General features: G+C 70.2%; 27 protein-coding genes. 21 read left to right on the top strand and 6 right to left on the bottom strand.

The annotated features are described in order from the left end of the window. Window positions 1-47 precede the first annotated feature (47 nt). Window positions 48-1,421 (top strand): M20/M25/M40 family metallo-hydrolase, encoded by a 1,374-nt coding sequence (locus ACQUSM_RS04315; RefSeq protein ID WP_435116089.1) that lies wholly within the window; start codon window positions 48-50, stop codon window positions 1,419-1,421. Here the strand turns inward: ACQUSM_RS04315 and ACQUSM_RS04310 are convergent. Next, window positions 1,418-2,320, bottom strand: coding sequence for a hypothetical protein (locus ACQUSM_RS04310; RefSeq protein ID WP_435116087.1), 903 nt, complete (start codon window positions 2,318-2,320; stop codon window positions 1,418-1,420). The genes ACQUSM_RS04315 and ACQUSM_RS04310 overlap by 4 nt on opposite strands. Before the next feature lie 439 nt (window positions 2,321-2,759). Between ACQUSM_RS04310 and ACQUSM_RS04305 the strand changes: the two genes are divergently transcribed. From ACQUSM_RS04305 to argF, 10 genes are all read left to right on the top strand, one after another. After that, window positions 2,760-3,977: a PLP-dependent aminotransferase family protein gene (locus ACQUSM_RS04305; protein WP_435116085.1), complete on the top strand. Its 1,218-nt coding sequence runs from the start codon at window positions 2,760-2,762 to the stop codon at window positions 3,975-3,977. 312 nt (window positions 3,978-4,289) lie between these two features. After that, window positions 4,290-5,522: an argininosuccinate synthase gene (locus ACQUSM_RS04300; RefSeq protein ID WP_435116083.1), complete on the top strand. Its 1,233-nt coding sequence runs from the start codon at window positions 4,290-4,292 to the stop codon at window positions 5,520-5,522. Continuing rightward, the gene (argH, locus tag ACQUSM_RS04295) at window positions 5,523-7,004 is read left to right on the top strand and encodes an argininosuccinate lyase (RefSeq protein WP_435116081.1); all 1,482 of its coding nucleotides are present in this window, start codon (window positions 5,523-5,525) and stop codon (window positions 7,002-7,004) included. A 261-nt stretch (window positions 7,005-7,265) separates the two neighbouring features. Next, window positions 7,266-7,436, top strand: a complete 171-nt coding sequence (gene lysW / locus ACQUSM_RS04290) for a lysine biosynthesis protein LysW (RefSeq protein ID WP_435116079.1) — start codon at window positions 7,266-7,268, stop codon at window positions 7,434-7,436. After that, window positions 7,436-8,326: a lysine biosynthesis protein LysX gene (gene lysX / locus ACQUSM_RS04285; protein WP_435116077.1), complete on the top strand. Its 891-nt coding sequence runs from the start codon at window positions 7,436-7,438 to the stop codon at window positions 8,324-8,326. Before lysW ends, lysX begins: the two co-directional genes overlap by 1 nt. After that, window positions 8,323-9,363: an N-acetyl-gamma-glutamyl-phosphate reductase gene (gene argC, locus ACQUSM_RS04280; protein WP_435116075.1), complete on the top strand. Its 1,041-nt coding sequence runs from the start codon at window positions 8,323-8,325 to the stop codon at window positions 9,361-9,363. Before lysX ends, argC begins: the two co-directional genes overlap by 4 nt. Beyond that, window positions 9,360-10,259, top strand: coding sequence for an acetylglutamate/acetylaminoadipate kinase (locus ACQUSM_RS04275; RefSeq protein WP_435116073.1), 900 nt, complete (start codon window positions 9,360-9,362; stop codon window positions 10,257-10,259). Before argC ends, ACQUSM_RS04275 begins: the two co-directional genes overlap by 4 nt. Then, entirely contained in the window at window positions 10,256-11,398 is a 1,143-nt protein-coding gene (locus ACQUSM_RS04270; RefSeq protein WP_435116071.1) for an aspartate aminotransferase family protein, read from the top strand. Before ACQUSM_RS04275 ends, ACQUSM_RS04270 begins: the two co-directional genes overlap by 4 nt. Before the next feature lie 2 nt (window positions 11,399-11,400). After that, window positions 11,401-12,498, top strand: a complete 1,098-nt coding sequence (locus tag ACQUSM_RS04265) for a [LysW]-lysine hydrolase (protein WP_435116069.1) — start codon at window positions 11,401-11,403, stop codon at window positions 12,496-12,498. Window positions 12,499-12,511: 13 nt separating this feature from the next. After that, window positions 12,512-13,429: an ornithine carbamoyltransferase gene (gene argF, locus ACQUSM_RS04260; protein WP_435116067.1), complete on the top strand. Its 918-nt coding sequence runs from the start codon at window positions 12,512-12,514 to the stop codon at window positions 13,427-13,429. A 3-nt stretch (window positions 13,430-13,432) separates the two neighbouring features. On the opposite strand, the gene ACQUSM_RS04255 is transcribed toward argF, so the two are convergent. Beyond that, window positions 13,433-14,365 carry an acetamidase/formamidase family protein gene (locus ACQUSM_RS04255; protein ID WP_435116065.1) on the bottom strand — a complete coding sequence of 311 codons (933 nt, stop codon included), beginning with the start codon at window positions 14,363-14,365 and terminating at the stop codon, window positions 13,433-13,435. Between the two features lie 91 nt (window positions 14,366-14,456). On the opposite strand from ACQUSM_RS04255, the gene ACQUSM_RS04250 reads away from it, so the two are divergent. After that, entirely contained in the window at window positions 14,457-14,585 is a 129-nt protein-coding gene (locus ACQUSM_RS04250) for a hypothetical protein (RefSeq protein ID WP_435116063.1), read from the top strand. An 89-nt stretch (window positions 14,586-14,674) separates the two neighbouring features. After that, window positions 14,675-14,869, top strand: coding sequence for a cold-shock protein (locus tag ACQUSM_RS04245; RefSeq protein WP_379732062.1), 195 nt, complete (start codon window positions 14,675-14,677; stop codon window positions 14,867-14,869). A gap of 33 nt (window positions 14,870-14,902) precedes the next feature. Here ACQUSM_RS04245 and ACQUSM_RS04240 read toward each other — a convergent pair whose 3' ends face one another. After that, the gene (locus ACQUSM_RS04240; RefSeq protein WP_435116060.1) at window positions 14,903-15,313 is read right to left on the bottom strand and encodes a hypothetical protein; all 411 of its coding nucleotides are present in this window, start codon (window positions 15,311-15,313) and stop codon (window positions 14,903-14,905) included. Window positions 15,314-15,519: 206 nt separating this feature from the next. On the opposite strand from ACQUSM_RS04240, the gene ACQUSM_RS04235 reads away from it, so the two are divergent. Further along, the gene (locus tag ACQUSM_RS04235; protein WP_435116058.1) at window positions 15,520-16,158 is read left to right on the top strand and encodes an HAD family hydrolase; all 639 of its coding nucleotides are present in this window, start codon (window positions 15,520-15,522) and stop codon (window positions 16,156-16,158) included. A gap of 25 nt (window positions 16,159-16,183) precedes the next feature. Next, window positions 16,184-17,389, top strand: coding sequence for a CaiB/BaiF CoA transferase family protein (locus ACQUSM_RS04230; protein WP_435116056.1), 1,206 nt, complete (start codon window positions 16,184-16,186; stop codon window positions 17,387-17,389). 25 nt (window positions 17,390-17,414) lie between these two features. On the opposite strand, the gene ACQUSM_RS04225 is transcribed toward ACQUSM_RS04230, so the two are convergent. Further along, window positions 17,415-17,966: a hypothetical protein gene (locus tag ACQUSM_RS04225; protein WP_435116054.1), complete on the bottom strand. Its 552-nt coding sequence runs from the start codon at window positions 17,964-17,966 to the stop codon at window positions 17,415-17,417. Beyond that, window positions 17,963-18,535 (bottom strand): DUF7344 domain-containing protein, encoded by a 573-nt coding sequence (locus tag ACQUSM_RS04220; RefSeq protein ID WP_435118283.1) that lies wholly within the window; start codon window positions 18,533-18,535, stop codon window positions 17,963-17,965. Before ACQUSM_RS04220 ends, ACQUSM_RS04225 begins: the two co-directional genes overlap by 4 nt. 498 nt (window positions 18,536-19,033) lie before the next feature. Between ACQUSM_RS04220 and ACQUSM_RS04215 the strand changes: the two genes are divergently transcribed. The 4 genes from ACQUSM_RS04215 (at window position 19,034) to ACQUSM_RS04200 (ending at window position 23,912) form a co-directional block, all read left to right on the top strand. Beyond that, window positions 19,034-20,482, top strand: a complete 1,449-nt coding sequence (locus ACQUSM_RS04215; protein WP_435116052.1) for a PGF-pre-PGF domain-containing protein — start codon at window positions 19,034-19,036, stop codon at window positions 20,480-20,482. 46 nt (window positions 20,483-20,528) lie between these two features. Continuing rightward, entirely contained in the window at window positions 20,529-21,380 is an 852-nt protein-coding gene (locus tag ACQUSM_RS04210; protein WP_435116050.1) for a hypothetical protein, read from the top strand. A 19-nt stretch (window positions 21,381-21,399) separates the two neighbouring features. Then, window positions 21,400-22,551: a signal peptidase I gene (locus tag ACQUSM_RS04205; protein ID WP_435116048.1), complete on the top strand. Its 1,152-nt coding sequence runs from the start codon at window positions 21,400-21,402 to the stop codon at window positions 22,549-22,551. A 65-nt stretch (window positions 22,552-22,616) separates the two neighbouring features. Next, window positions 22,617-23,912, top strand: coding sequence for a DUF5305 family protein (locus ACQUSM_RS04200; RefSeq protein ID WP_435116046.1), 1,296 nt, complete (start codon window positions 22,617-22,619; stop codon window positions 23,910-23,912). 111 nt (window positions 23,913-24,023) lie between these two features. On the opposite strand, the gene ACQUSM_RS04195 is transcribed toward ACQUSM_RS04200, so the two are convergent. Then, window positions 24,024-24,344, bottom strand: coding sequence for an EthD family reductase (locus ACQUSM_RS04195; protein ID WP_435116044.1), 321 nt, complete (start codon window positions 24,342-24,344; stop codon window positions 24,024-24,026). A gap of 126 nt (window positions 24,345-24,470) precedes the next feature. Here ACQUSM_RS04195 and ACQUSM_RS04190 point away from each other — a divergent pair, with 126 nt between their 5' ends. After that, a complete protein-coding gene (locus ACQUSM_RS04190; RefSeq protein WP_435116042.1) occupies window positions 24,471-25,379 on the top strand; it encodes a DUF7260 family protein in 909 nt (302 codons plus the stop codon). 66 nt (window positions 25,380-25,445) lie between these two features. Beyond that, window positions 25,446-26,366, top strand: a complete 921-nt coding sequence (locus ACQUSM_RS04185; protein WP_435116040.1) for a hypothetical protein — start codon at window positions 25,446-25,448, stop codon at window positions 26,364-26,366. The last annotated feature ends 85 nt before the right edge of the window (window positions 26,367-26,451 follow it).

Genomic DNA, 26,451 nt, shown 5'->3' with positions numbered 1-26,451 from the left:
GATTTCCCCCTCCCCGCGCCACTCGGTCACATGACGGGTGTGCGCGGATGAGCGAGGCGGCGAGGCGGTTCGCCGACGACCGCGAGGACGAACAGCTCGAGGATCTGTTCTCGCTGCTCGCCCAACGGTCGATCAGCGCGACGGGGGAGGGTGTCGCCGACTGCGTGGAACTGGTCCAAGCGCTCTGCGAACAGTACGGGTTCGACGACGCGATGCGGGTCGAGACGCCGGGCCAGCCGGCGGTGATCGCGCGGGCGGAGGCGGCCGAGTCCGTCGACGGCCCCTCGACGGTGTTCGTCTACGGCCACTACGACGTGCAGCCGGCCGACCCCGACGAGTGGACGACGCCGCCGTTCGAGCCGACGATCCGCGAGGGCCCGGACGGCCGCGAGCGCATCTACGCCCGCGGCGCCGGCGACAACAAAGGGCAGTGGTTCGCCCACCTCTGTGCGGTCCGGGCGCTCCGGGAGACAACCGGCCTGCCGACGAACGTCACGCTCCTGCTGGAGGGCGAGGAGGAGAGCGGCAGCCCCAACCTCGACGCGGTGGTCCGGGAGTACGCCGACGTGCTGGGCGACGCGGAGTTCGCGTACGTCGCCGACGGGCCGATCGACGAGTCCGGCCGCCCGCACGTCCTGCTGGGCGCCCGCGGGATGCAGTACGTCCAAGTCGACGTGCAGGGGCCGAACCGCGACCTCCACTCCGGGAACTACGGCGGCCCGGTCCCCAACCCGGCGTGGGAGCTGGTCCGGATCGTCGCGTCGCTGAAGGACGAGACCGGACGCGTGACGATCGAGGGCTTCTACGACGACGTGCGCCCGATCGACGAGCGCGACCGCGAGGCGCTCGACGCGATGCCGTTCGACGCGGAGGCGGTGAAAGTGGACCTCGGGATCGACGCCTTCGCCGCGGGGCCCGGGGAGAGCTACCTCGAGAAGCTGCTGTACTACCCGACCTGCAACATCTGTGGGTTCACCGCGGGCTACGGCGGCGAGGGGAGCAAGACCGTCCTGCCCGCGACGGCGACGCTGAAGATGGACATGCGCCTCGTCGCGGATCAGGACCCGGACGCGATCTACGAGGCGTTCGAGGCCCACGTCCACGAGCACGCCACCGGCGTCTGCGACGTCGAGGTGACGAAGATGGGGCAGATGCACCCCCAGCGGACGCCGCTCGACCATCCGATCCGCGAGCCGGTGATGGCCGCCGTCGCTGCCGCGTGGCCGACCGAGCCGATCCTGAAGCCGACCCTCGGCGGTTCACTGCCGACCGCGGTGTTCGAGCGCGAACTGGGGCTGCCCTGCGTGACGGTGCCGTACGCGAACGCGGACGAGAACAACCACTCGCCCGACGAGAACCTCGCGCTCGACTGCTTCCGGAGCGGGATCCGGACCAGTATCGAGCTGTTCGCGGGGCGTTAGAACGACAGCCCGTCCTCGACCGGCCGTTCCTCCGTCGCGACGACGACGCCCGCGTTCGTGCTGATCTCGGGGTCGGCGTAGCTCAGCACGCCGACGGACGCGTCGGCGCTCAGTCGCGCCTCGACGGCCGCCTCGGGGTCCGAGACGGTCTCGGGCAGGACGAACCCGCTGGTGAGGCTGACGAGCTCTTCCTCGGCGTCGCTGACGCTGAACCCCATCGCGACGGCCGTGGGCGTGGTCTCGCCGACTTGGATTCCCACGTCGTCGCCCATCGAGATTTGGGTGTAGGACTCCTGACCGACCGCGGACTGGAGCGAGGCCAGCGGGCCGTCGCTGCTCGTCCGGCGTGCACCGTCCTCGCGGGCGTCGATCAGCGACTCGATCGCCGCCCGGTCGCGGTCGCCGTTCGCGGCGATGGCGATCCGGCCGTCGGCGACGCCGACGAGGTAGGAACTGAGCGTGGCGTCGACCCGGTAGAGCTCGTAGCCGCTGTACGTGCTGTTCACCGTCTCCGCGTCGAGCTCCTGTCGGTAGGCGTCGACCATCGCGGACTGATCGAACTCCGCCTCGACGCCGTACAGCGAGGTGGTCCACCCCCCGTTGTAGTAGACGGCGTCGAGCTCGCCGAACTCCATCGTCGGCACCGGCGGTTCGAGAAAGGCCGCCATCAGATCGTAGCGATCCCCGAGCGCGAAGCGCCCCTCGGCCAACGCGGCCGGCTCCATCGCTCGGATCGATTCGCCGCTCTGGTCGGCCCCGCTGCCCTCCCGCTCGGGCGTCCACCGACCGTAGACGGTTGCGCTCCCGCCGAGCACACCGGAACAGCCGGCGAGCCCGACGACCGCGGCCGCACTGCCGACTCGGAGGGCGTCACGTCGCGTCAGCGTGGTTCGGTCCATACCGGAGCGTCGTGCTACCGACGCAAAACTCTTCTTGCCGGAGAAACTGTGAAAGAAAGTCACACGCGTTGTCTCAGGCCACGCCGTCGAGCAGCGCGACCCCGCTGACTCCGGCGGTCGCGAGATGCGCGCGCCGACTCCCCTCGTGTGCGCCCTCGTCCCCGGGAAAGTCGACCAAGCGACTCCCGGAACCGTCACCGAGCATACTGCTTCGTCGAAGCCGGAGGCGGATAGTTCTCCGGGCCGTCACCCCTACGCGGAGTTCGCCGTCTCGGTGGCGATGGTCGCTGCGCTGTGGACCGGCCGGGAGCTCTCCCGGCTGTAGGGCGGGCTGTTCGCGGGCTCGGAGATCGTCCGCTGGGTGGTGGGGCTGCTCGGCTGAGCCGGCCCCCGTTTCCGCCACGGGTGGCTTTATTTTCCGGCGGCGACGACTCCCGCCATGACCGAGCCACGCGACGAGCGGTTCGACCACCTGTTCGCGTCGACGGTGCGCGAACGCCTCGACCGGGAGGGGTACGGCAGCAGCGCCTCCCCGGACGCCGAGGATGCGGTCCCCCTGACGTACGGCTTTCCCTACCCCGACTCGTTCCCGACCGCCGCACTCGAGGCTGCCACCGAGACCGTGCTCGAGGAGGAGGGCGCCGACGTGCTCCAGTACGGCGGCGGCGAGTACGTCGAGCGCCTGCGCGACGGGGTGCTGGCCCGGGAGGAGACGCAGGGGATCGACGCCACACACGAGGAACTGCTGCTCACCAACGGCGCGACCCACGCGCTGGACGCCGTCTGCGCGACGTTTCTCGACCCCGGCGACGAGGTGCTCGTCGAGGCGCCGACGTTCGTCTGGAGCCTCGCGGTGCTCGACAACCACGGTGCCGCCCTCACGGGCGTCGAGATCGACGAGAACGGGCTCGACCCCGACGCGCTGGAAGCGACGCTCGCGGCGCGCGAGGCCGCCGGCGAGCCGACGCCGAAGCTGCTGTACACGATCCCGGAGTTTCAGAACCCCACGGGCGCGACGCTCACCCGCGAGCGCCGCGAGCGCGTGCTCGAACTCGCCGACGAGTACGACTTCCTGATCGTCGCCGACGACGCCTACGGCGAACTCCGCTTCTCCGGCGAGTCGCCGCCGCCGCTGTCGGCGCTGGACGACGCGGGTCGTGTGATCCGGCTCGGCACCGTCTCGAAGACGATCGCGCCCGGCGTCCGGACGGGCTGGATCGTCGCCGACGAGACGCTGGCCGACCAGATCGGCGACATGCTGGCCGGCGGCACGAACACGTTCACCCAGAGCGTGCTCGGCCGCTACTTCGACGCCGGCCACTACGAGCCGACGCTGGACGATCTCTTGGCGGGCTACGAGACTCGCCGCGACGCGATGCTCGCCGCGCTCGACCGTCACCTCCCGCCGGGGTCGTCGTGGACCGAGCCCGCGGGTGGGTTCTTCCTCTGGGTCACGCTCCCCGAGGGCGTCGACGCCGAGGCGCTGTTGCCGCTGGCCGCCGAGGAGGGCGTGACGTACCTCCCCGGCGAACGCTTCTTCGTCGAGGACGGCCGGGGGACGCGCTCGGCGCGGCTCTCCTTCAGCCACTGTTCGCCGGCGGAACTGGAGGCCGGCGTCGCGGCGCTGGCGCGGGCGACCGAGGCGTACCTGGAGTAACGGACCACGCAGACGTATCCGGCGTTGCGGGCGGCGAAACAGCTTTGTACCCCCGGCCCAATCTCACGCCTGTGACTCACGCGACCACCGCCGTCGACGGCACGCACGCCGCCGACGCCACCGCCGTCGCCGCTTCCCGACAGCGGCGGGTCGCGTTCCGGCCGCGGGCCGCTTAGGCCCAACTCCACCTCTCCCCCTCGTCACCGTTTCGCCGATGTTCTCCACCTCTTCGTTCGATTAGCGTGTCGTCGCACATTTTCTTACAAACTCTAAAGCGATGTATTTATCGGGTAGCGACTATCAGACGTAGATATGACGAAAGTCGCACTCGCGTTCAGCGGTGGACTCGACACCACCGTCTGTGTCCCGCTACTGAAAGAGGAGTACGGCTACGACGAAGTGATGGCCGTCACCGTCGACGTGGGCCAGCCCGAGGCCGAGTTCGCGGAGGCCCGCGAAACCGCCGACGCGCTGGGGCTGGAGATCCACGTCGTCGACGCGAAAGCCGAGTTCGCCTCGCTCTGTTTCGACTCGGTGCGCGCCAACGCCACGTATCAGGGCTACCCGCTCGGCACCGCGCTGGCCCGTCCCGTGATCGCCGAGGCGATCCTCGAAGTCGCCGAAGCGGAGGACTGCGACGCGATCGCCCACGGCTGCACCGGGAAGGGGAACGACCAGCTCCGTTTCGAGACGGTGTGGCGCGGCTCGGACCTCGAAGTCGTCGCGCCCGTGCGCGAACTCGGCCTGACCCGCGAGTGGGAGGTCGAGTACGCCGCCGAGCGCGACCTGCCCGTCGAGGCCGGCAACGAGGGGACCTGGAGCATCGACACCAACCTCTGGTCCCGTTCAGTCGAAGGTGGTGACCTCGAGGACCCCAGCCACGTCCCCAGCGAGGAGATCTACGAGTGGACCCAGACCCCCAGCGGCGGCGAGGAGCTCGTCGATATCGAGTTCGAGGAGGGGTACCCCGTCGGCCTGAACGGCGAGCTGCTCGACCCCGTCGACCTGATCGAGGAGCTCAACGCGCTCGCGGGCGCCCACGGCGTCGGCCGCACCGACATGCTCGAGGACCGCATGCTCGGGCTGAAGGTGCGCGAGAACTACGAACACCCCGCCGCGACGGTGCTGCTGACCGCCCACGAGGCGCTGGAGCAGTTCGTGTTCACGAAGACCGAGCGCGACTTCAAACCCCAGATCGACCAGCAGTGGGCCGAACAGGCCTACCGCGGGCTGGTGTTCTCGCCGCTGACCGAGAGCCTGAACGGCTACCTCGACGCCTCACAGGAGAAAGTCACCGGCACGGTGACGGTCAAGCTGCAGGGCGGCGGCGTGCGCCCGGTCGCCCGTGACTCCGAGTACGGCGTCTACTCCGAGAACGCCGCCTCGTTCAACACCGAGACCGTCAACGGGATCGAGCAGGCCGACGCGACCGGCGTCGCGAAGTACCACGGGTTCCAGGAGCGCCTCGCGAACCAAGTGAAGGAGGCCGCCGAGAAGGAGGACGAGGCGGAGAAAGCGACGCTCTCGACCGACGGCGGGGAGTAGATGTCCGGAGAGTCGAGCGACGACGCGGAGATCGTGATCCGCCGCGAGCGCTTCGCGGACGGGCCGGCGCGCTCGTTCATGTCGAGTCTCGACGCCGACCAGCGCATCTTCGCGGCCGACCTCGCGGTCGACCGCGCCCACGTCGTGATGCTGGCCGAGCAGGGGATCGTCGGCGGCGACGACGCCGCGGCGATCCTCGACGCGCTCGACGGGGTCGAAACCGCCGGCCACGACGCTCTCCCGGAGGGCGAAGACGTGCACGAGGCGATCGAGTCGGCGGTCGTCGCCGCGGTCGGGCCCGCAGGCGAGCGGATGCACACCGCGCGCTCGCGCAACGACGAGGTCGCGACCTGCATCCGCTACCGCTTCCGCGAGGACCTGCTCGACGCGGCCGAAGCGTCGCTCGACCTCCGCGCGGCCCTGCTCGACGCGGCGGCCGCGGAGGCCGACACCGTCGTCCCCGGCTTCACCCACCGCCAGTACGCCCAGCCCACCACGGTCGGCCACCTGCTCGCGTCGTACGCGGGCGCGGTGGCCCGTGACACGGAACGCCTGCTCGCGGCCTACGAGCGCACGAACCGCTCGCCGCTGGGCGCGGCGGCCTTTGCGGGCACCACGTTCGACGTGGACCGCGAGCGCACGGCCGAACTGCTCGGCTTCCACGACGTGATCGAGAACAGCGCCGACGCCGTCACCGCCCGCGACTTCCTGATCGAGGGCTGTTCGGCGTTCGCCGCGCTGTCGGCGACGCTCTCGGGGCTCGCGACGGATCTGGTCGAGGGATCGAAGGACGGCCACGTCGAGTTGGACGACGCCTACGCCTCCACCTCCTCGATCATGCCCCAGAAGAAGAACCCCGACTCGCTGGAGCTAGTCCGCGCGGTGTCCGGCGACGCCGTCGGCGACCTGACCGGGCTGCTCACGACGCTGAAGGGGCTTCCCCGCGCGTACAACCGCGACCTCCAGCGTGCCACCCCCCACGCGTGGGACGCCGTCGACATCGTGACCGAAGCCACCGAGGTCACCGCCGGCGCCGTCGCGACCGCCGACTGGGACGCCGCGGCCTGCGCGGCCGACGCCGGCACGGGGTTCTCGACGGCGACGGGCGTCGCGGACGCGCTCGCGAGCGCGGGCGTCCCGTTCCGCACTGCCCACGAGCTCGTCGCCGACGCGGCGAGCGAGATCGACGACGGCACGACGGTGAATGAGCAGATCGACGCGCTCGCGGCGGCGGCCGAGGGCGTGCTCGACGAGTCGCTCTCGGCGTACGTCGACGAGGCGACGCTCGCGGACGTGCTCTCGCCCGCCGGCAGCGTCGCGGCGCGCGACTCCCGCGGCGGCCCCGCTGCCGCGGCGGTCGCGGACTCGCTAACCCGGCTGCGCGACACTCACGACGACCACGCTGCGGCTGTCGACGCCCATCGCGAGGCGCTCGCGGCGGCCGAGAACCGGCTGACTACGGCGGTGACCGACTATGTCTGAGAACCATCCCCCGGCCACGTCAGCCCCGCGGCGACAGCCGCGGCCAACGCCACCACGGCGAGGTCGGCGACGGCTTCCGCGGTCGCTCCGACGGCGACCGCGGCCACGGCCCGTCCGGGCCACCACTCACTCCGCGCCGCCGCGGCCCGTTCCGCGCGGCACCGTTCTGGGATAATTCGGCGGATAGAGGCGTCTAAGCGTTTATTTTACGGAAAATAAATAGACGGATTAAAGTACTCCCGTCGCCTCCCTCGGAGTACGATGTCAGAAGCTACCTGCGTGACTTGCGGCGACAGCGTCACACTGCCCGCGGACGTCGAGATCGGCGAGATCGTCGACTGCGGGAGCTGTGGCACCGAACTCGAAGTCGTGGGCGTCGAGCCCGTCGAACTGGACGAGGCGCCCGACCTCGCTGAAGACTGGGGGGAGTGATGGACGTCGGTCTGCTCTACTCCCGCATCCGCCCGGACGAGAAGCTCCTGCTTTCGGAGCTGCGCGACCGCGGCCACGAGGTCCACAAGGTCGACGTGCGGAAGACGACGTTCGGCCTCGACGCGCCGCCCGAACCGCTCGGCGCGTGTGACGTGGTGCTCGACCGCTGTCTGGCGACCTCGCGCTCGAAGTACGCGAGCCGGTTCATGGCCCACTACGACGTGCCGGTCGTCAACAGCCCCGAGACGGCGAAGCTCTGCTCGGACAAGGTCGAGACGACGCTCGCGCTCTCTGCGGCGGGGATCCCGACGCCGGAGACCACCGTCGCGTTCACGAAGGAGTCGGCGCTGGAGGCGATCGAGTCGTTCGGCTACCCCTGCGTGCTGAAGCCGGTCGTCGGGTCGTGGGGCAGACTGATGGCCAAGGTCGAGTCGCGCTCGGCCGCCGAGGCCGTGCTCGAACACAAGGAGACGCTGGGCCACTACGAGCACAGCGTGTTCTACGTCCAGCAGTTCGTCGAGAAGCCCGGGCGCGACCTGCGCGTGCTGACCGTCGACGGCGAGCCCATCGCGGCGATGAGTCGCAGTTCGGACCACTGGCTCACCAACGCCGCGACGGGCGCCGAGACCGCGACGTTCGAGATCGACGACGAGGTCGAGCAGCTCGCCCGCGAGGCCAGCGCGGCCGTCGGCGGCGGGCTGCTCGGCGTCGATCTGATGGAGATCGGGGGGAAGGGCAGCGGCGAGTACACCGTCCACGAGGTCAACCACACGGTGGAGTTCAAGGCGCTGAACGCCGCCGTCGACGTCGACGTCGCCGGAGAGATCGTCGACTGGCTGGAAGCGGCGTTCGCGGCTCCGGACCCGACAGCCCCGGAGGTGGAGTCGTGACGCTCGCCGCGGGCGTCGTCGGCGGCTCGGGCTTCGCGGGCGGAGAGCTGCTCCGCCTGCTCTCGGCCCACCCCGAGTTCGAGGTCGTGCAGGCCACCTCCCGCGAGTACGAGAACCGCACGGTCGGATCGGTCCACCCGAACCTCCGCGAGCTCGACCTGCGCTTCTCGGACCCGGCGGAGCTCGAGAGCGTCGACGCGCTGTTCACGGCGACGCCCCACGGCGTCTCGATGGACCACGTCGAGCAGTATCTCGACGCCGCCGACACGCTGGTCGACCTCTCGGCGGACTTCCGCCTCGGTAGCGAGGCGGCGTACGACGAGTGGTACGACGGCCACACTGCACCCCAGTACCTCGACGCCGCGACGTACGCGCTCCCCGAACTCGGTCGCGACGGACTCGAAGACGCGGACATCGTTGCCTCCGGCGGCTGCAACGCCACGGCGACGATGCTCGCGCTCAAGCCGCTGGTCGACGCCGGCCTGCTGACGGCCGACGATCAGATCGTCGCGGACCTCAAGGTCGGCTCCTCGGAGGGCGGCGCCGGCGGCGGCGCGGCCTCCTCGCACCCGGAGCGTTCGGGCGTCGTCCGCCCGTACGCGCCCACGGGCCACCGCCACGAGGCCGAGATCGAGGAGCAGTTGGGGCTCTCCCTGTCCTTCACCGTCCACGCGGTGGACATGGTTCGCGGCGCGGCCGCGACCTGTCACACGTTCCCCACGGGCGGCGACGGCACGATCGAGACGCCCGACCTCTGGGGAGCCTACCGCGACGCCTACGACGACGAGCCGTTCGTCCGACTGGTCGCCGGCGGCAGCGGCGTGTATCGCTACCCCGAGCCGAAATCCGTCGCGGGCACGAACCTCGCGGAGGTCGGCTTCGCGGCCGACGGCGAGCGCGTCGTCGCATTCGCGGCCATCGACAACGTGATGAAAGGCGCCGCGGGGCAGGCGGTCCACGCGGCCAACCTCGCGTTCGGGCTCGACGAGACGGCGGGACTCGACCAACAGGGACTCCACCCGGTGGGATCGCCATGAGCGAGTCCAACGCCGCGGTCGGGCCGGATCAGCCCCCGCTGGTCGTGAAGATCGGCGGCGCCCGCGCGGTCGATCCGGCGGGCGTGATCGAGGACGTGGCCCACATCGTCGCCGCCGGGCGCGAAGCGGTCGTCGTCCACGGCGGCTCGACGGCCGTCGACGACACGCTCGAAGCGATGGGGAAGGAGCCGGAGTACGTCACCACGCCCTCGGGCGTCTCCGGGCGCTTCACCGACGACGAGACGCTCGAAGTGTTCGAGATGGTGCTGCCCGGCAAGCTCAACACCGAGCTCGTCACTGAACTCCGCGCGGCGGGCGTAAACGCGGTCGGGCTCTCGGGCGTCGACGGCGGCCTCGTGACGGGGCCGCGCAAGTCCGCGGTCCGGATCGTCGAGGACGGCAAGAAGAAGATCCGCCGCGGCGACCACGCGGGAACGCCCGAGTCGGTCAACGCCGACCTGCTCCAGTCGCTGCTCGCGGACGGCTACGTCCCGACGGTGTCGCCGCCGATGCTGGCCGACGACGGCACCGCCGCCAACGCCGACGCCGACCGCGTGGCCGCGCTGCTCGCGGCCGAACTCGGCGCCGAACTGGTGTTGCTGACCGACGTGGAGGGAGTGTACGAGGACCCCGACGACCCCGCCACCCTCATCGACGAGGCGTCGACGCCCGCGGCGTTCGCGGCCGTCGAGGACGCCGCAGAGGGGTTCATGAGCCGCAAAGTCCACGCCGCCAAAGAGGCACTCACCGGCGGCGCCGAGAGCGTCGTCGTCTCCGACGCGACGCTCCGCAAGCCGCTGCTCGCGGCGCTCGAGGGCCACGGCACGTGGATCTCCAAGGAAGCGGTCGCGGACGACGACGCAGCGACCACAGCGAACGGAGGTGGGTCCGCGTGACCGGCGAGGGGTTCGTCTTCTCCGAGAAACCCATCGCGATCGAGTCGGGTTCGGGCGTCACGCTCACGAGCGAGGACGGCACCGAGTACCTCGACGTCGGCGCCTCCTACGCCTGCACGCCGCTGGGGCACTCGCCGCCGGCGGTCGTCGACGCGATCACCGAGCAGGCCGAGCAGCTGCTGTACGTGCAGGGCTCCTACCCCGTGGCCGCGCGCACGGCGCTGCAGGAGCAGCTCGCCGAGGTCGCGCCGGGCGAGCTCTCGAAGGTGTGGCTCTGCAACTCCGGCACCGAGGCAAACGAGGCGGCGCTGAAGTTCGCACGCTCGGCGACGGGCCGCGAGAAGATCGTCGCCGCTCAACGCGCGTTCCACGGCCGCACCCTCGGCGCGCTCTCGCTGACGTGGAAGGACGACTACCGCGACCCGTTCGGGCCGCTCCCGGGCGGCGTGGAGTTCGTCCCCTACGGCGACGAGGACGCGCTCGCTGCGGCCGTCGACGACGAGACTGCGGCCGTCTTCCTCGAACCGATCCAGGGCGAGGGCGGCGTCCACCCCGCCGGCGACGCGTACCTCCAGACCGCCCGCGACGTGACCGAGGAGACGGGTGCAGCGCTCGTGCTCGACGAGATCCAGACCGGCGTCGGCCGCACCGGGACGATGTGGGCCTGCCAGTCGGCGGGGATCGTCCCGGACGTGCTCACGACCGCGAAGGGCGTCGCCTCCGGCCTCCCGCTGGGCGTGACGCTGTGTGCGGACTGGATCGCGGCGGACGCCGGCAACCACGGGTCGACGTTCGCGGGCAACCCCGTCGTCGCCGCCGCCGCGAGCGCGACGCTGACGGGGTTGCAGGCCGACGACGTGCCCGCGAACGCCGCGGCGGTCGGCGAGTACCTCCGCGAAGAACTGCGCGCGGCCGTCGACGAGCACGATCTCCCGGTGCGCGAGGTGCGCGGCTCGGGGCTCATGATCGGGATCGAAGTGAAGCGTGGCTCGATGCGCGTGCTGCGCGATCTCGCGATCGAACAGCAGGTGCTCGCGCTCCCGGCCGGCCGCTCCGTCGTGCGCCTGCTCCCGCCGCTGACGATCGACGAGGGCCACGCCGACAGCGTCGTCGACAGCCTGATCGAGGTGCTCGGCTGACGATGACCGATCTCGCGGACGGCGTCCCCGACCCCGCCGGCGCGCTCGACACGCCGGGCCGCGAACTGCTCGCGGCGCTCGTGTCGACCCCTTCGCCCTCGGGCGACGAGAGCGAAGCGGCGGCTCGCCTCGCGGGCTTTTTCGCCGAACACGGCCGCGAGGCGTGGACCGACGACGCCGGCAACGTTCGCGCGCCGGGCGACGACTCGGTGCTGCTGACCTCACACGTCGACACCGTCCCGGGCGAGATTCCCGTCCGCGTCGAGGACGGCGACGACGAACTGGGCGTCGAGGGGCCCGTCCTCTGGGGGCGCGGTAGCGTCGACGCGACGGGCCCGCTGGCCGCGATGGCCGTCGCGGCCGTCGAGACCGGCGCCTCCTTCGTCGGCGTCGTCGGCGAGGAGACCGACTCCCGCGGCGCGCGCCACCTGATCGAAGACCGCGACGCGCCCGAGACCGTGATCAACGGCGAGCCCTCGGGCTGGGATGCGATCACGCTGGGCTACCGCGGGATCGTCGGCGGCGAGTACTCGGTGTCGACGCCCGCGGGCCACGGCGCCCGCCCGGACGCGAACGCGATCGACCACGCGACCGCGTGGTGGGAGCGCGTCCGCGCGGCCGTCGCCGACGAGAACGGCGACGCCGAGCCCGGCGGCTTCGACACGATCACCGCCACCGCGGCGGCGATCGACGGCGGACTGGCTGACGACGGCTCGGCGGTTACGGCGTCGATGGCGACGCGCTTCCGCGTGCCGCCGAGTGCGACGCCCGACGCCGTGCGCGGGCTCGTCGAGGGCTGCCTCGACGCCGGCGAGATCGAGTGGGGGGCGTCGATCCCGCCCCACGTCGCGTCCCCGCGCAGCACGCCCGCAACGGCGCTCCGGAAGGGGATCCGCGGCGCCGGCGGCGAGCCGACCCACCTACAGAAGACCGGCACCGCCGACGCGAACCTCTACGCCGGCGCGTGGGACGTACCGGTGGTGACCTACGGCCCCGGCGACGCGGCGTTGGACCACGCGCCCGACGAGCGCCTCCCGCTCGCGGAGTTCGACCGCGCCGTTTCCGTGTTGGAGACCGCCTGCGAACAGCTCACCGACTGACCGACTCAGAACCATGTACGACAACGACACCGCGACCACATTCCCGACGGACCTGCTCACGATCGACCAGCTCTCGCCGGCGGCGCTCCGGCGGCTCCTCGACCGCGCGGCCGTTATCGAGGCCGGCGAGGAGTCCGCGCGGCTGGACGACCGGAGCGTGGCCATGGTGTTCGAGAAACCCTCGACGCGCACTCGAACGTCGTTCGAGGCCGGCGTGAGCGAACTCGGGGGCCACCCGACGTTCCTCGGGCAGGACGACATCCACCTCGGCCACGGCGAGCCGCTGAAGGACACCGCCCGTGCACTCTCGCAGTACGTCGACGCGCTCGTGGCGCGGCTGAACAGCCACGACGACCTCGAAGAGCTGGCGGCGTACGCCGACGTGCCGGTCGTGAACGCGCTGACCGACGACGCCCACCCCTGTCAGACGCTGGCGGACCTGCTGACGCTGCAACAGCTCGCGGCGGAGTCGGGTAGGGAGCTCGAGGACCTCACCCTCGCGTGGGTCGGCGACGGGAACAACGTCGCGCGCTCGCTCGTGGTCGGCTGTGCGCTCGCGGGCGTGGACCTGCGCGTGGCGACGCCCGAAGGCTACGGCGTCGACGACGAGGCGCTCGCGGCGGCGGCCGAAGCCGGCGGCGAGCCGACACGGTTCGACAGCCCGGAGGCCGCTGTCGCCGGCGCGGACGTGGTGTACACCGACGTCTGGGTCAGCATGGGCGACAGCGAGGAGAAGCTGCCCGCGTTCGAGGGGTTCCAGGTCGACGAGGCGCTGCTCGGCGACGCGAAGCTGATGCACTGCCTGCCCGCCGACCGCGGCCGTGAGGTGACCGACGGCGTGCTGGAGAGCGAGCAGTCGGTCGTCTGGCAGCAGGCCGGCAACCGCAAGCCGACCCAACAGGCGCTCCTGCTGGAACTCCTCGGCGAGTAGCGCTCAGAACGGCGAGGAGACGTGCTCGCTGGGGATCGCGTTCCGCACCGTCACCAGCGGGTCGACGACCTGCGAGATCTCCAGCCCGCCGACGAGGCTGCCGAACGTGTGGGCCTCCGTGGTGCTGTAGCCGTGTGCCGCCGAGAGCAGCGCCATCGCGTCCTTGTGTGCCAGCCGGGACGCCTCCTCCATCGTCTCCGCGCTCGCGACCGTCTTCCAGTGGTCGCCGGTGTCGATCAGCGGCCGCTGGAGGTCGAACTCGGGGTCGGAGATCACGTCGAGGGTCACGTCCACGTCGGTTGCGATCTCCGCGCCGGTGCCGCACATCTCGCCGTCGGCCATCACCGCCTTCGAGTCGCCCATCGCGAGCAGCCCGCCGGACTGGAACACCGGGAGGTACAGCGTCGACCCCTCGGTCACGTCGTTCGTGTCGAGGTTCCCGCCGTGGTCGTGAGGGACGAGCGTCGAGTGGGTCTCCCCGGCGGTCGCGACGCCGATCGTGCCGATACAGGGGTCGGCCGCGATCTCGCGACCCTGGAACCGCACCCGCGGCCGGCCGTCCGCGTAGTTCGACCCCGTTTCGACCGGTGTGACACGGGTGAACGGCGCCTCCACGTCGGGGTCGTCCTGCATGAGGCCGAACCCCGGCGTGGTGACCACTCGCCCGCGGTCCTCCGCGAGCCGCATGTCCTCGATCTCGACCCGGAGCACGTCGCCGTGCTCGGCGCCCTCGACGGCGACCGGCCCGGTGGCGGCGTTGACCTCCTCGGGGATCTGTTCGAGGAGGTCGTCGTCGTTCTGGATCACGCCGTTCAGACTGTCCCGCGTCTCGAACGTGAGTTCGGTCCCGGGCTCGACGGTCCGGACCGGCTCCATCTCCGGGCTGAACTCGTAGACGACGCCGTGGGTGTCGTCGCTGATGGTCTCTCTGGCCATACGCGTCGGTTGGGTCGTGTTCGCAAAAAGCTGCTGTCGGGCCGTCCGCCGCCACACGATTTTTGCGCCGCCGCGAACTACCGGCGACCGTATGTCGGAGTTCGACACGTACGACTGTGTGGCGTGTTCGACGACGTTCCGCGCGTACCCCGACGCGAACGCGACGGCGGGACCGTACTGCTCACCGGCCTGCGAGATCGACGCGAAAGACCTCGCGTAGGCGTCCCGTCTCGGACCGGCTCCGAGGACCGTGGTACTGACCCACACATATTTATCCGAGCGGTCGTAATCTCTCCGCTGGAGATACCGATGGCGACAGGCACGGTTGCGTTCTTCAACGACACGGGCGGCTACGGCTTCATCGAGACCGAGGACGCGGACGACGACGTGTTCTTCCACATGGAGGACGTCGGCGGCCCCGACCTCGAGGAGGGTCAAGAGGTGGAGTTCGACATCGAACAGGCAGACAAGGGACCGCGCGCGACGAACCTGCAGCGGCTGTAACCGTCGCGCGGCGGTTCGATTTTTCGGGGTCGATCATCCCAGATAGCGCACGGTGACCTCGTGGTCCGTTTCGGGAAGCGTGATGCGCTCCCGGAGCCGACTTTCGACGCGGTCGCGCCACCGATCCACGGCTCGCTGGTGGGCCTCGCGGTGGCGATCGAGATCGTACTCGTCAGCCGCCCGGAGTCGATCCTCGGTCTCGTCGACGCTCGGGAACGCCGGGGGGTCGGCGACGAACGCCGCCGGCTCGACGTGAATCTCTTCGGGGCCGGCGTCCTCGCGGGCGACGTGGAGGCGTGCCCGCATCCGGCCGGAGAACGGGGCGACGAGACGGAGAACGGCCGGATCGCGGCCGCGCTGTCGCGCCTCGAACGCCGTGAGCACGTCGTCGCGGTGGACCGCCAGCGAGCGGATCCGGGTGGGGTCGGTCGACTCCTCGTTCACATCGCGCGACGCTCTCGGTCGAGTTCGCCGCCGCAGTCCGGGCAGACCGCACGGTAGGAGAGGTTACTCACCGTCCGGGCACACTCCTGACAGGCGAACTGTGGGCCGACCATCGAGTTACCGTGTGAGTTCTACCGTGGTAAATGTTGTCGTGGTTCGTGAGGGCGTCGAAACGCTTAGCGCGTTCGCGGTTCGATGGCGGAGTGATGCGCGCCGTCTCGTTCGACTGCTTCGGCACGCTCGTCGCCGTCCCGCGCCCCTCGGACCCCGCCGAGGCGGTCGCCGAACAGCTCCGTGCCCGCGGCGTCGCGGTCCCCGGAGACTGGCACGAGGCGTACACCGAACCGCACCTCGACTCGCCAGCCGGCGCCGAGATGTCGCTACCCGCACACGTCAGCGTGGCGCTGTCGAGTCGCGGGATCGAGGCCGACGAGTCCGTCGTCGAGCCCGCCGTCCTCGACGCGTTCGACCGCGAGGTCGAGCCGGTCCCCGGCGCCGAAGCCGCGCTCGACGCCGTCGACGCCCCCGTGGGCGTGCTCTCGAACTGCTCGATGCCGGGGCTGGTCCGCCGAGTCCTCACTCGCGCGGAACTGCTCGACCGGTTCGATACCGTGGTGTCGAGCGTCGATATCGGCTGGCGAAAGCCGGACCGTCGCGCGTTCGCCACCGTCGCCGACGAGCTGGACGTGCCCGTCGAGGCGTTGACCCACGTCGGCGACGACCGTGACGCGGACGGCGGCATCGACCGGTACGGGGGCCGCTACCTCCACGTCGACGGCGATCTGACCGGGCTCCCGGAGCGACTCGCCGACGGCGAGGGGACGGAGCCGGGTGGGAACCACTAAGACGCTGGCCCGTCGGGATCGGGCCATGACCGACGACCCGACCGGCCCGCTCGACGGCGTCACCGTCCTCGACGCCTCGCGCGTGCTCGCCGGCCCGTTCTGCGGGATGCAGCTCGGCGATCTGGGCGCCGACGTGATCAAGGTCGAACGCCCCGACGGCGGCGATCAGACCCGTCACTGGACCCCGCCCGCCTTCGGCGACGACGTGGCCTCCTACTACGCCAGCATCAATCGGAACAAGCGCTCGATCACGCTGAACCTCACCACCGAGGACGGCCGCGAGGCGTTCCGCGAACTCGCGAGCGAGGCGGACGTGCTGCTCGAGAACTTTCGGGTCGGGAAGGCCGCGGAGTGGGGGCTGGACTACGAGACGCTCAGCGAGGTGAACCCGGGACTGGTGTACTGCTCGATCACGGGCTACGGACAGACCGGCCCGAAGGCCGACCGCCCCGCGTACGACCTGATGATGCAGGCCGAGGGCGGAATGATGAGCATCACCGGCGAGGAGGGTCGCCCGCCCGTCCGCGTCGGCGTCGCCGTCGCCGACCTCGCCGCGGGGATGTACGCGACGCAGTCGATCCTCGCGGCGCTGTTCCGGCGCGAGTTTGCAGACGAGGGGGGCGACCGCATCGACGTGGCGCTGTTCGACGCGCTGCTGGGCTGGCTCTCCTACATGGCGACGGACGCGTTCGCCTCCGGCGAGGCGCCGGAGCGAATGGGCTCGCGACACCCAAACATCGCGCCGTACCAGGCGTTCGAGGCCGCGGACGGCTACGTCGTCGTCGCCTGCGCGAGTCAGGCCATCTGGTACCGGCTCTGTGAGGCGCTCGATCGGCCGGACCTCGTCGACGATCCACGGTTCGAGACCAACGAGAAGCGCGTCGACAACCGCGAGGCACTGGAGTCGATCCTCACCGACGCGTTCGCCGACGCCACCGTCGACGAGGTGGTGGACCTGCTCCGGACCAACGACGTGCCGGTCGGCCGGATTCGGGACGTGCTGGAGGCGTTCGACGACCCGCAGGCCGAAGCGCGGGGGATGCGCCAGCGCGTCAGTCACCCGACGGCGGGCGAGATCGAACTGCCGGGCTCGCCGATGCAGTTCTCGGAGTACGCGGCGACCGCACGGCGACACCCGCCGCTGCTGGGTGAGCACACCGAAGACGTGCTGGCGGAGTTGGGGTACAGCGAGGCGGAGATCGAGCGATTGCAGGAGGAGGGAGTCGTCTGAACGCGGTTTGGGTCGTCGAAGGCAGTCAGTCCTCGTCCTTCTTCTCGTCGTTCTTCTCGTCCTGCTTCTTCTCCTTGTCGTCCTTCTCGTCCTGCTTCTTCTCCTTGTCGTCCTTCTCGTCCTGCTTCTTCTGTTTATCGCGCTTCCGATCGTTCTTCTGCAGCTTCTCCGGGCAGTCGGATTTCTCCTTCACCTGCGCGGTCACGGTCGCGTCGAGTCCGCCGCTCACTTCGATGGCGACCGTGCCGTCGGACGTGTCGGCGAACGCGTTGTTGAACGTCGTCGAATCGCCGGGTTGGAGAGTGCGCTCATCCTTCAGATCGTCCCACGAGACGTCTTCGATGGTGAACTCCTCACTGAATTGGTTGGTGACCATCACTCGCGCTGGCTCGGTGCCGTTGTCTCCCCCGTTGCTCTTCTCGCAGGCGACGACACCCACGTACGCCTCCTCGGACTCCACGACGTTGACGGCGACCCCGCGGTCAGCGCTGACGCTCGTGAACCCGAAGCTGCCGGTGACGAGCATCGTCGCGGCGACGGCCGCGAGCAGGACGCTGACCGCGCGGTGGGTGTTCATTCTTTCCTGAGTTCGGGCGGCTTGTCCACCTCGCCGATACGCTGACCACGCGCGTAGTACGTGTGAGCGACCGCGGAGACGGTGAACATCGCGGTGATGGCGGTGGCCCACGCCACGTCGGGCAGGAGGGCGAACGGCCACGCCCCAAGCCACACCGCCGCCGTGAGCGAGGCGGCGACCCCCGAGAGCCCGAGGTAGTAGACGCTCCAGGGGATCTCGTTGCCTTGGACGACCTCCATGTACACCTCGATGTCGTTGAGGGAGTCGGTCGGCTCAACTACCCCCCGGTTCTTGTTGAACTCGACGATACCCGCGTCGTCCATCATCGGCAGGTGGGACTGCTGGAGCGCCGTGTACACCCGCTTGCGCTCCTCGTAGGACACCTCCTCGACGTCGACGTCGTACTCCCAGGCGGCCACCTGCTCGGCGACGTCGCCGATCTCCGCGGCGCCATCCGTCGCCTCCAGCGCGTGCACCGCGTACCGACGGCGACGATTCGAGAGCACCTCGAACAGCTCGTCGTCGGAGAGGCTCGGCGGCTGTCCCTCCTCGACCGAGCCCGTGGTCACGTCGCCGGCAGCCTCCCCTTGCTGCTGGCGCGGAGTTGTGGATGACACAAGGAGAGTGTTAGTACAATGGCATATAAATCCCATGTATAGTTTAACAGACTGGTCAGTATACTGTCCTTAGGTAGAATGAATATAAACGGCGATAGAAGCGTTTAGAGTACAGATTTCTCAGTATAGTTCCGGAACTATATTCTGATATAATGTCGTCGAACGGTGGTTCTCGGACGCTTCAGGCGGAGTTTATTGTACGGATCCGGCGCTACAGCAATCGTCAGACGAATATTCGTTCGCTGTCACTTTCTTCGGGGCGTATCTTCTCCCTCGTCCCGACGCTGTTCCCGGACTGACGTGTCGGCGTTCCCGAGAGCGAGTCTCGATACCGGCCGATCGACCGACGGCGGGTGCGTAGGCAGATCCTGAGACGGCTCAGACATCACAATACTACGGTAGTTGGTACCTATACGACACGTTGCACTCGCTCCAAACGCGGGGGAGACAGTGAACCGTCGAACACTCACGCTCGTCGTCGCGTTCGTCGTCGCGGGAACGCTCGCGTTCCCGTCCGCAGCAGCGCCGCTGTTCGCCGGTCCGACGGACCAGATCGGGAGCGACGTGGTACTCGCCCCGAGCAGCGACTACGCCTACCTCGACGGCGACGACGAGCTCGTCGTCGACCTGTCGGCGTCGAACCCGGCGATCGACGGCGAGGGCGTCAACGCCGACGGGCGAACGACGATTGGGGACGTGTTCCGGGTGCGGTACAACGGCTCCCGGTACGCCGACGTCTGGCTGACCCACGGCTCCGACGCGGTGACCTTCACCGTCGACGGGCAGCCGATCCAGTCGCCGGAGAACAACGTGACGCTCGCGCCAAACGAGTCGGCCGCCGTCTCCCTCACCGTCGATACGACCGGGAGTACCGTCGACGGTTTCGTCGACGACGTCACGATCCACGCCCGGGTCGCCGAACCCGAGGAGCAAGCGGAGGAAGCCGATCAGAGCCTCGGCGTCTCGACCCTGTCGAGTGTGCCGACCGAGGACTCGCGGCGGTTCACCGCCCTCGGCACGGAGCCGGGACAGCCCGTGGAGTTCGACGCGAGGAGGCTACCGCTGGACAGTATCGACGGCGAGATCCTCACGTTCGACGGGCTCTCGGTGACGAGCCCGAACCGGACGTTCTCGGTGAGCGCCGAGGCCACGGGCGCCAGCGAGCCCCGGTCGGCGGTGGTCGACGACGGCGCCGGGCCGTTGGGGGCGGTTCGCATGACCGTCCGTACCGGAACCGTCTCGAACGCGACGATGCGGTTCAGCGCGCCGCCGGCGTACTTCGAGGCTCAAGGCGTCGATCCCGCGAACCTCGCGGTGTACCGGTATTCGGACGGTGAGCTCTCCAGCGTTCCCGTCACGTCGACGGGCGAGCGCGACGGTCGGCTGACGTTCGAGGCCGAGGCGCCCGGCTTCTCGACGTTCGTGGTCGCCGTCGATCGACCGCGGCTGGCGGTGACCGACGCGAGCCTCGACACGGACACCGTCGCGCCCGGCGAGGCCGTCACCGTGAACGCCACCGTCGCGAACGACGGCACGCTCGCGGGCGAGCGAACCGTCCGAGTGACCGTCGACGGAACGGTGGCCGCCGAGCGGACGGTCGCGGTGCCGCCCGGCGAGAGCGAGACGGTGTCGGTCCAAGTCGTCCGGAACCAGACTGGCGAGTTCGCCGTCGCCGTCGACGGAAGCGAGGTGGGAACGTTCCGCGTGGTGGCCGAACCGAGCGCAACGCCGGCATCGGACGACGCGGAGGCGGGCTCGCCGGCGTCGACGGCACAGTCCACGCAGTCACCCATCGGGGAGGCCAGCGGGTTCGGCCTCCGCGCGCTCGCCGGCTTGGTGGGCCTCCTTGCGATCGTCGCCGTGACGCTGGTGCTGGTCCGGCGGACGCCACAGCCCTGACCTGCCGGGAGACAGCCTTTTGCCGTTCAATCGCGACCATTGACACATGACGCAGCCGGACGACGACTCGTTTCTCGCGGCGCTGCGGGACGCCGTCCGGCTCCGGGACTGCCTCGCGCTCGCGCTCGTGCCGGCGGTCGCCGTCGCCGTCTTCACCCTCCCGGCCGCGCGCCGGCGATCGCTCGCGTTCACGTACCGCGACCCGTCGCTGGTAACCGCCTACACCGCACAGTTCGTCCACTTCGACGCCGCCCACCTCGCCGCGAACGTGCTCGGCTACGCGCTTGTCGCGGGGTTCGGCTACGTGCTCGCGGCGCTGTCGGGCTACCGGCGGCTGTTCGGCGTCACCGCGGCGACGTACCTGCTGGCGTTCCCCCCGGCGCTGTCGTGGCTGAACCTCGCGCTCCCCCGCAACGCCGTCGGCTACGGGCTCTCGGGGCTGAACATGGCGTTCGTCGGACTGCTCGCGCTCGTGCTCGTCGCGTACTGGAGTCGGCTGGACGACCGGATCAGCGTCCGATACGCGCCGGGACTGTTCTTCGCGGTCGTGGCGCTGATCGCGCTGATCGTCCCCCGGGCGGGAACCGTCACGGGAATCGGTGCCGCGAGCGTGTTCGTCGCCGCCGGCTACGTGGTCTCGGCACGTCGGTCGTGGCCCGAGCGACCGCGATCCGGGCGCCGTCCCCGCCTCGACCGGGCGGGCTGGCTCGACGCCGGGATCCTCGGCGTCGTCACGCTGTTCGGCTACCAGTTCGTCGGCTTCGACAGCCTCGCGGCCGACAGCGGGATCGTGAACGTGTACGTCCACCTGTTGGGGTTCTGTCTGGGGTTTATCGTCCCGTACACTGCGCTCGCGCTCGGCGTCCTCGGCGCCGACCGAGGATTTTTGTCAGACTAACTCCACTCCCCGCGTAGTCGTGTCCCCTCGACGGTTCCTGACGATCGGCGCCGAGCTGGCCGTGGCGCTGATCGTCGCGTCGCTGCTGCTCGGGCAGGTGCTCGGCACGCCCGTGCTGCTCGGCTACGTCGAGACGGGGAGCATGGAGCCGACGCTCGAGCCGGGGGACGGGTTCGTCGCCGTCCCCGACGCCGTCGCGGGCGACGTGGAGGAGGGCGACGTGATCGTGTTCCGCGCCGAGGAGCTCCAGGGCGGCGGGCTGACGACTCACCGCGTCGTCGGGGAGACGGACAGAGGCTACATCACGCAGGGGGATGCCAACCCCTTCACCGATCAGGACGGCGGCGAGCCGCCGGTGAAGGAGGGGCAGATCGTGGCCCGGGCGCTCCAGATCGGCGGGAGCGTGATCGTGATCCCGAACCTCGGAACGCTGGTCACCGGGCTCCAGAGCTCGTTCGGCGCGGTGCAGCAGCGGCTCGCGGTGCTCACCGGCTCGCGGGCCCTGCTCGGCACACAGGGGCTCGCGTACGTCCTGCTGGGGCTGTCGGCGCTGCTGTACCTCTACGACCTGCTCGTGGGGGGCGGGAAGAGCCGGGATCGGAGCCGGGACCGCGGCCGCGATCAGGGAATCTCCCCGGAGCTGATCGTCGCCGTGCTGGCCGGGGTGCTCGTGGCGTCGGCGACGGCGGCGATGGTCGTGCCGGCCGGCACCCAGCAGTTCGGCGTCGTGAGCGCGGAGTTCGCCTCGGAGAACCCCACGGTGATCCCGCAGGGCGAGTCGTCGACGATCCCCTACACCGTTCCGAACGCCGGGTTCGTTCCGGTCGTGGCGTATCTCGAACCGGGCAGCGAGGGGATCGCCGTCTCGCCCGACCGCGTCCGCGTCGCCGGCAGGGGGGAGGCCACCGTCGAGATGACGCTGTCGGCGCCCGACCGGACGGGGTACTACCGCCGGTTCGTGACCGAACATCGGTACCTCGCAGTGCTCCCCGGGCCGGTGATCGACGCGCTGTACGACGCTCACCCGTGGCTCCCGATCGTCGTCATCGACGCCGGGCTCGCCGGGTTCGTCGCGCTGTTGGGACTCGCCCTCCTCGGCGGTCGGCGAGTTCGAGTCAGGGACCGGAGCTCCCGCCACAGCCGGTCCGGCTGGCGCCGGCTGCTCCGGTAGCTCACGCGGCGGGTTCGTTTCGAATGACCAATAGTTCTATGTAACCGCATCCCACAGGAATGGCCATGACCGAGGGGACGAGCAGGCTCCGGGCTCGCTCGATCGTGGGGTCGTGGTTCGCCGTGTTGACCACCGTACTGGTCGCGGTCGCGGTCGTAGGGGGCGCCGCGGCGTACACCGCCCACGTCGCCCCGGGGACCGAGACCGAGCAGGTCGAGCGGACCCACTGGCGGGCCGACGGCGCGTTCCAGCACAGCGCCGACGTGACCCGCGAGAACCCCGTGTTCCCGGTCGGATCGACGCTCTCGGACCGCTCGACGTACTACGCCGGGCCGGCGCCGGTGCTCGACGGCCAGTACACCCTGACGTACGCCGGAGCGGACGCCGAGCCGGCGACGGTCGACCTCGACGCCACCCTCGTGATCCAGTCGAGTTCGGAGGAGACGGTGTTCTGGTCGGACCGGACCTCGCTCGAAGCGACGAGTGTCGAGTCGGTTGCGCCGGGCGAGTCGGTCGATCTGGGCTTCTCGGTGAACGCGACGGCGGTCGCCGACAGACGCGCGGCGATTCAGGAGAGCCTCGGCGACACCGAGGGGGAGATCTCCACGTTCGTCAGGGTCGACGCGACGGTCGCGGGGAGCCTGAACGGGCAGCCGGCCAACCGCTCGTTCACGCATCGGCTCCCGATCGCCGTCAGCGGCGAGACGTACTCGGTCGGCCCCGCGGAGGCGGGGAGCGAACCGGTGACCACGACGCGGACGGTCCGGACCCCCCGTGAGTACGGCCCGTTCTGGTCGATCGGCGGGCCGCTCCTGTTCGTCCTCGGCGTGGCCGGCGTCGGGGGACTCGTCGTCGGGTGGCGCGAGAACGCGTTCACCCTCTCCGAGGCCGAGCGCGACCTGCTCGCGTTCCGCGAGGAGCGTGCGGAGTTCGACGAGTGGGTCGTGCGGGCCCGCCTCTCGACGGCGTTCGACGACCGAGCCCGCGCCGACGCGGAGTCGCTGGGCGACGTGGTCGACTTCGCCATCGACGCCGACACCGGCGTGATCGAGAACCCGGACACGGGACTGTTCTACGCGGTCGCCGACGAGCTGGTCGTGGTGTACGAGCCGCCGGCGCTCGCGCGGTCCGAGCCCCCTGCGGGCGACGAGGAGGCCGGCAGCCTCGGGGCGCTGCTCGGCGACGGCGTTACGCTCGCCGACGAGGCGGCCGACGAGTCCGATGACGGCGCGCCCGCAGTCGACGAGACTGATGACGGCGCGCCCGCTGCCGACGAGTCCGACGGTCAGAGCGACGGGGAGTCGAAGAACGCCGAGTCCCCCAGCCCCGAGGAGGGCGACTCGGACCCGTCGGTGGAGTAGGGGACACGTCTGTCGAGTCGATTGTGACTGGGCAGTGGTCTCCACGACCACGACATGGGCTCCGAGCGAGCGGCCGACGCCGCTCGCCGGTCGCGCGCCGTGATCGGTTTCTCACTCCGCGACGAACCGCGTCTCCTCCTCCATGTACAGCACCTCGCCGGCGTCCTGATCGGAGAACTCCTCGGCGTCGGCCAGCAGCGTCTCGCCGGCCTCGGAGTCGAACGCGGCGCCGAGTTGCTCCATGTCCTCGAAGTACACCTCCGCGACGCCGTCGTAGGCGCTCTTCTCGGGCTCCGTCGGGTGAGACCTGACGTAGCGCTCGACGCCCGGAAGCTCCTCGACCAGCGGGACGTGCTCTTCCTCCCAGTGGGTCAGGAACTCCTCGTAGTCGAGCGACGCCTTCCGGACCAGCAGGACGACCATCTTGACCATACGCTGGACTGTCGACGGTGCGACCTTCGGTCTGTCGGTTCGTGGAGCGAATCCCGCCGCCGTTTGCCGATCGTGAGAATCGCCGGACCATTGAAGTAGCTTCGAGTCAGTTGTTCACACACTCAAATGCCCGCTTCGTACGGATTCTCCCCGGACATCAAGCAAGAAGTAGCGGCCTGTAGCGGCGCGTTCGGCTGCGCCGAGGCGGTCGCGGGGTCGCTGATCGCGCTGGTGCTGTGGGCGGGGCTCTCGACCGGCTTGTTGTTCGCCCCGCGAGCGAACGTGCGGGCGGCGAAGGAGGCGATCCGGACGGAGTACGAGGCGATCACCGCCGAGCAGGACGCGCTGTCGTCGTTCGCGTCGCGGGTGGAGGAGCTCTCGCCGACCGGGCCGACCTCGACCGTGGAGGGCGGCGGGGTCGGCGTCGTCGGCGCCGCCAAGGGCCAGTCCGGCGGGATGGCGCAGGTGCGGGAGGCGTACCGCGAGACGGTGATGGACGTGGAGCACTACGAGCGTGACTACGGGGAGTCGTTGCCGGTCAACCTCGCGAACGAGTTCGGCGACGGCGTCGCCGGCGCGGTCGTGGCGAACGACGCGCTCTCCCCGCAGGTCAAGCGCGCGGTGATCGCGAGCGCCGAGGAAGGCTACGCCCGCCGGGACCGCTACCTCGACACGCTCGACAGCGAGCGCCAGCGCCTCGATCGAGCGGGCGACGCGCTCGACGACGCCGCGGCCCAGTGTGCGGAACTGGACGGGGACCGCCTCCGGCGGCGCTCGTTCGGGGATCTGCAGGCGCGCTTCGAGCGACTCGACGAGACCCGCGAGTCGCTGGAGACGACGCTCGCCCGCCGGCAGGAGCAGATTCAGGAGGGCGTGACGTTCGGCTGGCAGCGACAGGACAGCGAGTCGGTGTACCGATACCTCTACCGCGACCTCGACGCCACCTACCCCGTGCTCGCCGACGGGACGCGCGTGCTGGCGCGGATCGACGACGTGGAGAGCCGCATCACGACCGCGCTGACCGCACAGGCCTGACCGCCGCCCGTTTTCTTCACGGCCTCGCGTCAGTAGTTCCAAGTTCGTCGGCCAGCCACAGTGGGTATGGTCTCACGCAGACGGTCCCTCCAGTTCGCCGGCACTGCCGTCGCGGCCGCGCTGGCCGGCTGTTCGAGCGACGTGCTCGCTGACGAAACGTCCCGAGAGTACACGCTACAGGTGGATCGGATCGCGACCGAGCCCGTCCCGTGGGCGCTGTACGACCCGCCGGAGGGCGAGCTGTTCGGCGACCCGGCGCGGGCAGCTCTCGACGCGACCGTGCCGACGGGCCGGCACGTGACTCGCGGCTACACGCCGATCAGCGAGGGGGCGTACGTCGAACACGACGGCCAGTACTACCGGACCGACCGGTTCGTCAGCGGCCGCGCGGTGCGTGAGCGCCCGCTGGTCCGAGCCGAGTCGGTCGACGAAACGCCCGGCGACGCGGTCCTCCTCGACAGCCTCGAGCGGCCCAGCGCACGAACGGTGAAGATCCTCCACACGGACGCGGTGAGCGACGGCGCCTCCTCGGCGGCGTCGCTGCTCCGCGGTGACGCCTACGTGATGGCTCGCCCGGCAGAGCGCGAGAGCCGACTCGTCGACGAACTGGACGGCCGAGTCGTCAGGATGAGTGCGGAGGGCGAGCTCTCCTACCGGATCCACGTCGAGCGCGAGCAGGTCACGCTGACCGAACACACCACGTTCGCGACCGTGGTCGCCGACGACCGTGAGGCGTTCCGCGAGGTCGTGCTGGGTTCGACGGTCGACGCCGATCTCGGCACGATCGAGCTCTCGGAGGACGCCCGGGCGCTGCTGGACCGCGCGATCGAACGCGAGACGTACCGGCAGACCGGCGAGCCGTCCGACGCGTTCGAGACGCTGCTCCGGCGGCTCGGTTTCTCGGTCGACGAGTCGGCGACCGGCCGAATCCTCTGGGACGGGCAGAGCCTGTTTCGCGCCAGTTTCTACGTGAACCGGGCGGACTGAGCCGTCTCGGAGCGCGACTGCTGCACCGATCGGCGGTTCCCGCCGGGCGAAACGCTCAATAAACCCCAGGGTCGTTCGGGACGAA

Origin of the sequence: Halolamina sp. C58, assembly GCF_051195095.1 — an archaeon.
In the GTDB taxonomy this organism is placed as follows: Archaea; Halobacteriota; Halobacteria; order Halobacteriales; family Haloferacaceae; genus Halolamina.
The sequence above is the reverse complement of the archived record's forward strand: the minus strand, read 5'-3'. Positions and strand labels throughout refer to the sequence as shown.

Excerpts from the sequence above, each read along its gene's own strand:
- ACQUSM_RS04315 (WP_435116089.1), top strand. The coding sequence starts at position 48 with ATGAGCGAGGCGGCGAGGCGGTTCGCCGACGACCGCGAGGACGAACAG.
- ACQUSM_RS04310 (WP_435116087.1), bottom strand. The coding sequence starts at position 2,320 with ATGGACCGAACCACGCTGACGCGACGTGACGCCCTCCGAGTCGGCAGT.
- ACQUSM_RS04305 (WP_435116085.1), top strand. The coding sequence starts at position 2,760 with ATGACCGAGCCACGCGACGAGCGGTTCGACCACCTGTTCGCGTCGACG.
- ACQUSM_RS04300 (WP_435116083.1), top strand. The coding sequence starts at position 4,290 with ATGACGAAAGTCGCACTCGCGTTCAGCGGTGGACTCGACACCACCGTC.
- argH (WP_435116081.1), top strand. The coding sequence starts at position 5,523 with ATGTCCGGAGAGTCGAGCGACGACGCGGAGATCGTGATCCGCCGCGAG.
- lysW (WP_435116079.1), top strand. The coding sequence starts at position 7,266 with ATGTCAGAAGCTACCTGCGTGACTTGCGGCGACAGCGTCACACTGCCC.
- lysX (WP_435116077.1), top strand. The coding sequence starts at position 7,436 with ATGGACGTCGGTCTGCTCTACTCCCGCATCCGCCCGGACGAGAAGCTC.
- ACQUSM_RS04275 (WP_435116073.1), top strand. The coding sequence starts at position 9,360 with ATGAGCGAGTCCAACGCCGCGGTCGGGCCGGATCAGCCCCCGCTGGTC.
- ACQUSM_RS04265 (WP_435116069.1), top strand. The coding sequence starts at position 11,401 with ATGACCGATCTCGCGGACGGCGTCCCCGACCCCGCCGGCGCGCTCGAC.
- argF (WP_435116067.1), top strand. The coding sequence starts at position 12,512 with ATGTACGACAACGACACCGCGACCACATTCCCGACGGACCTGCTCACG.
- ACQUSM_RS04255 (WP_435116065.1), bottom strand. The coding sequence starts at position 14,365 with ATGGCCAGAGAGACCATCAGCGACGACACCCACGGCGTCGTCTACGAG.
- ACQUSM_RS04250 (WP_435116063.1), top strand. The coding sequence starts at position 14,457 with ATGTCGGAGTTCGACACGTACGACTGTGTGGCGTGTTCGACGACGTTC.
- ACQUSM_RS04245 (WP_379732062.1), top strand. The coding sequence starts at position 14,675 with ATGGCGACAGGCACGGTTGCGTTCTTCAACGACACGGGCGGCTACGGC.
- ACQUSM_RS04235 (WP_435116058.1), top strand. The coding sequence starts at position 15,520 with ATGCGCGCCGTCTCGTTCGACTGCTTCGGCACGCTCGTCGCCGTCCCG.
- ACQUSM_RS04230 (WP_435116056.1), top strand. The coding sequence starts at position 16,184 with ATGACCGACGACCCGACCGGCCCGCTCGACGGCGTCACCGTCCTCGAC.
- ACQUSM_RS04225 (WP_435116054.1), bottom strand. The coding sequence starts at position 17,966 with ATGAACACCCACCGCGCGGTCAGCGTCCTGCTCGCGGCCGTCGCCGCG.
- ACQUSM_RS04210 (WP_435116050.1), top strand. The coding sequence starts at position 20,529 with ATGACGCAGCCGGACGACGACTCGTTTCTCGCGGCGCTGCGGGACGCC.
- ACQUSM_RS04200 (WP_435116046.1), top strand. The coding sequence starts at position 22,617 with ATGACCGAGGGGACGAGCAGGCTCCGGGCTCGCTCGATCGTGGGGTCG.
- ACQUSM_RS04195 (WP_435116044.1), bottom strand. The coding sequence starts at position 24,344 with ATGGTCAAGATGGTCGTCCTGCTGGTCCGGAAGGCGTCGCTCGACTAC.
- ACQUSM_RS04190 (WP_435116042.1), top strand. The coding sequence starts at position 24,471 with ATGCCCGCTTCGTACGGATTCTCCCCGGACATCAAGCAAGAAGTAGCG.
- ACQUSM_RS04185 (WP_435116040.1), top strand. The coding sequence starts at position 25,446 with ATGGTCTCACGCAGACGGTCCCTCCAGTTCGCCGGCACTGCCGTCGCG.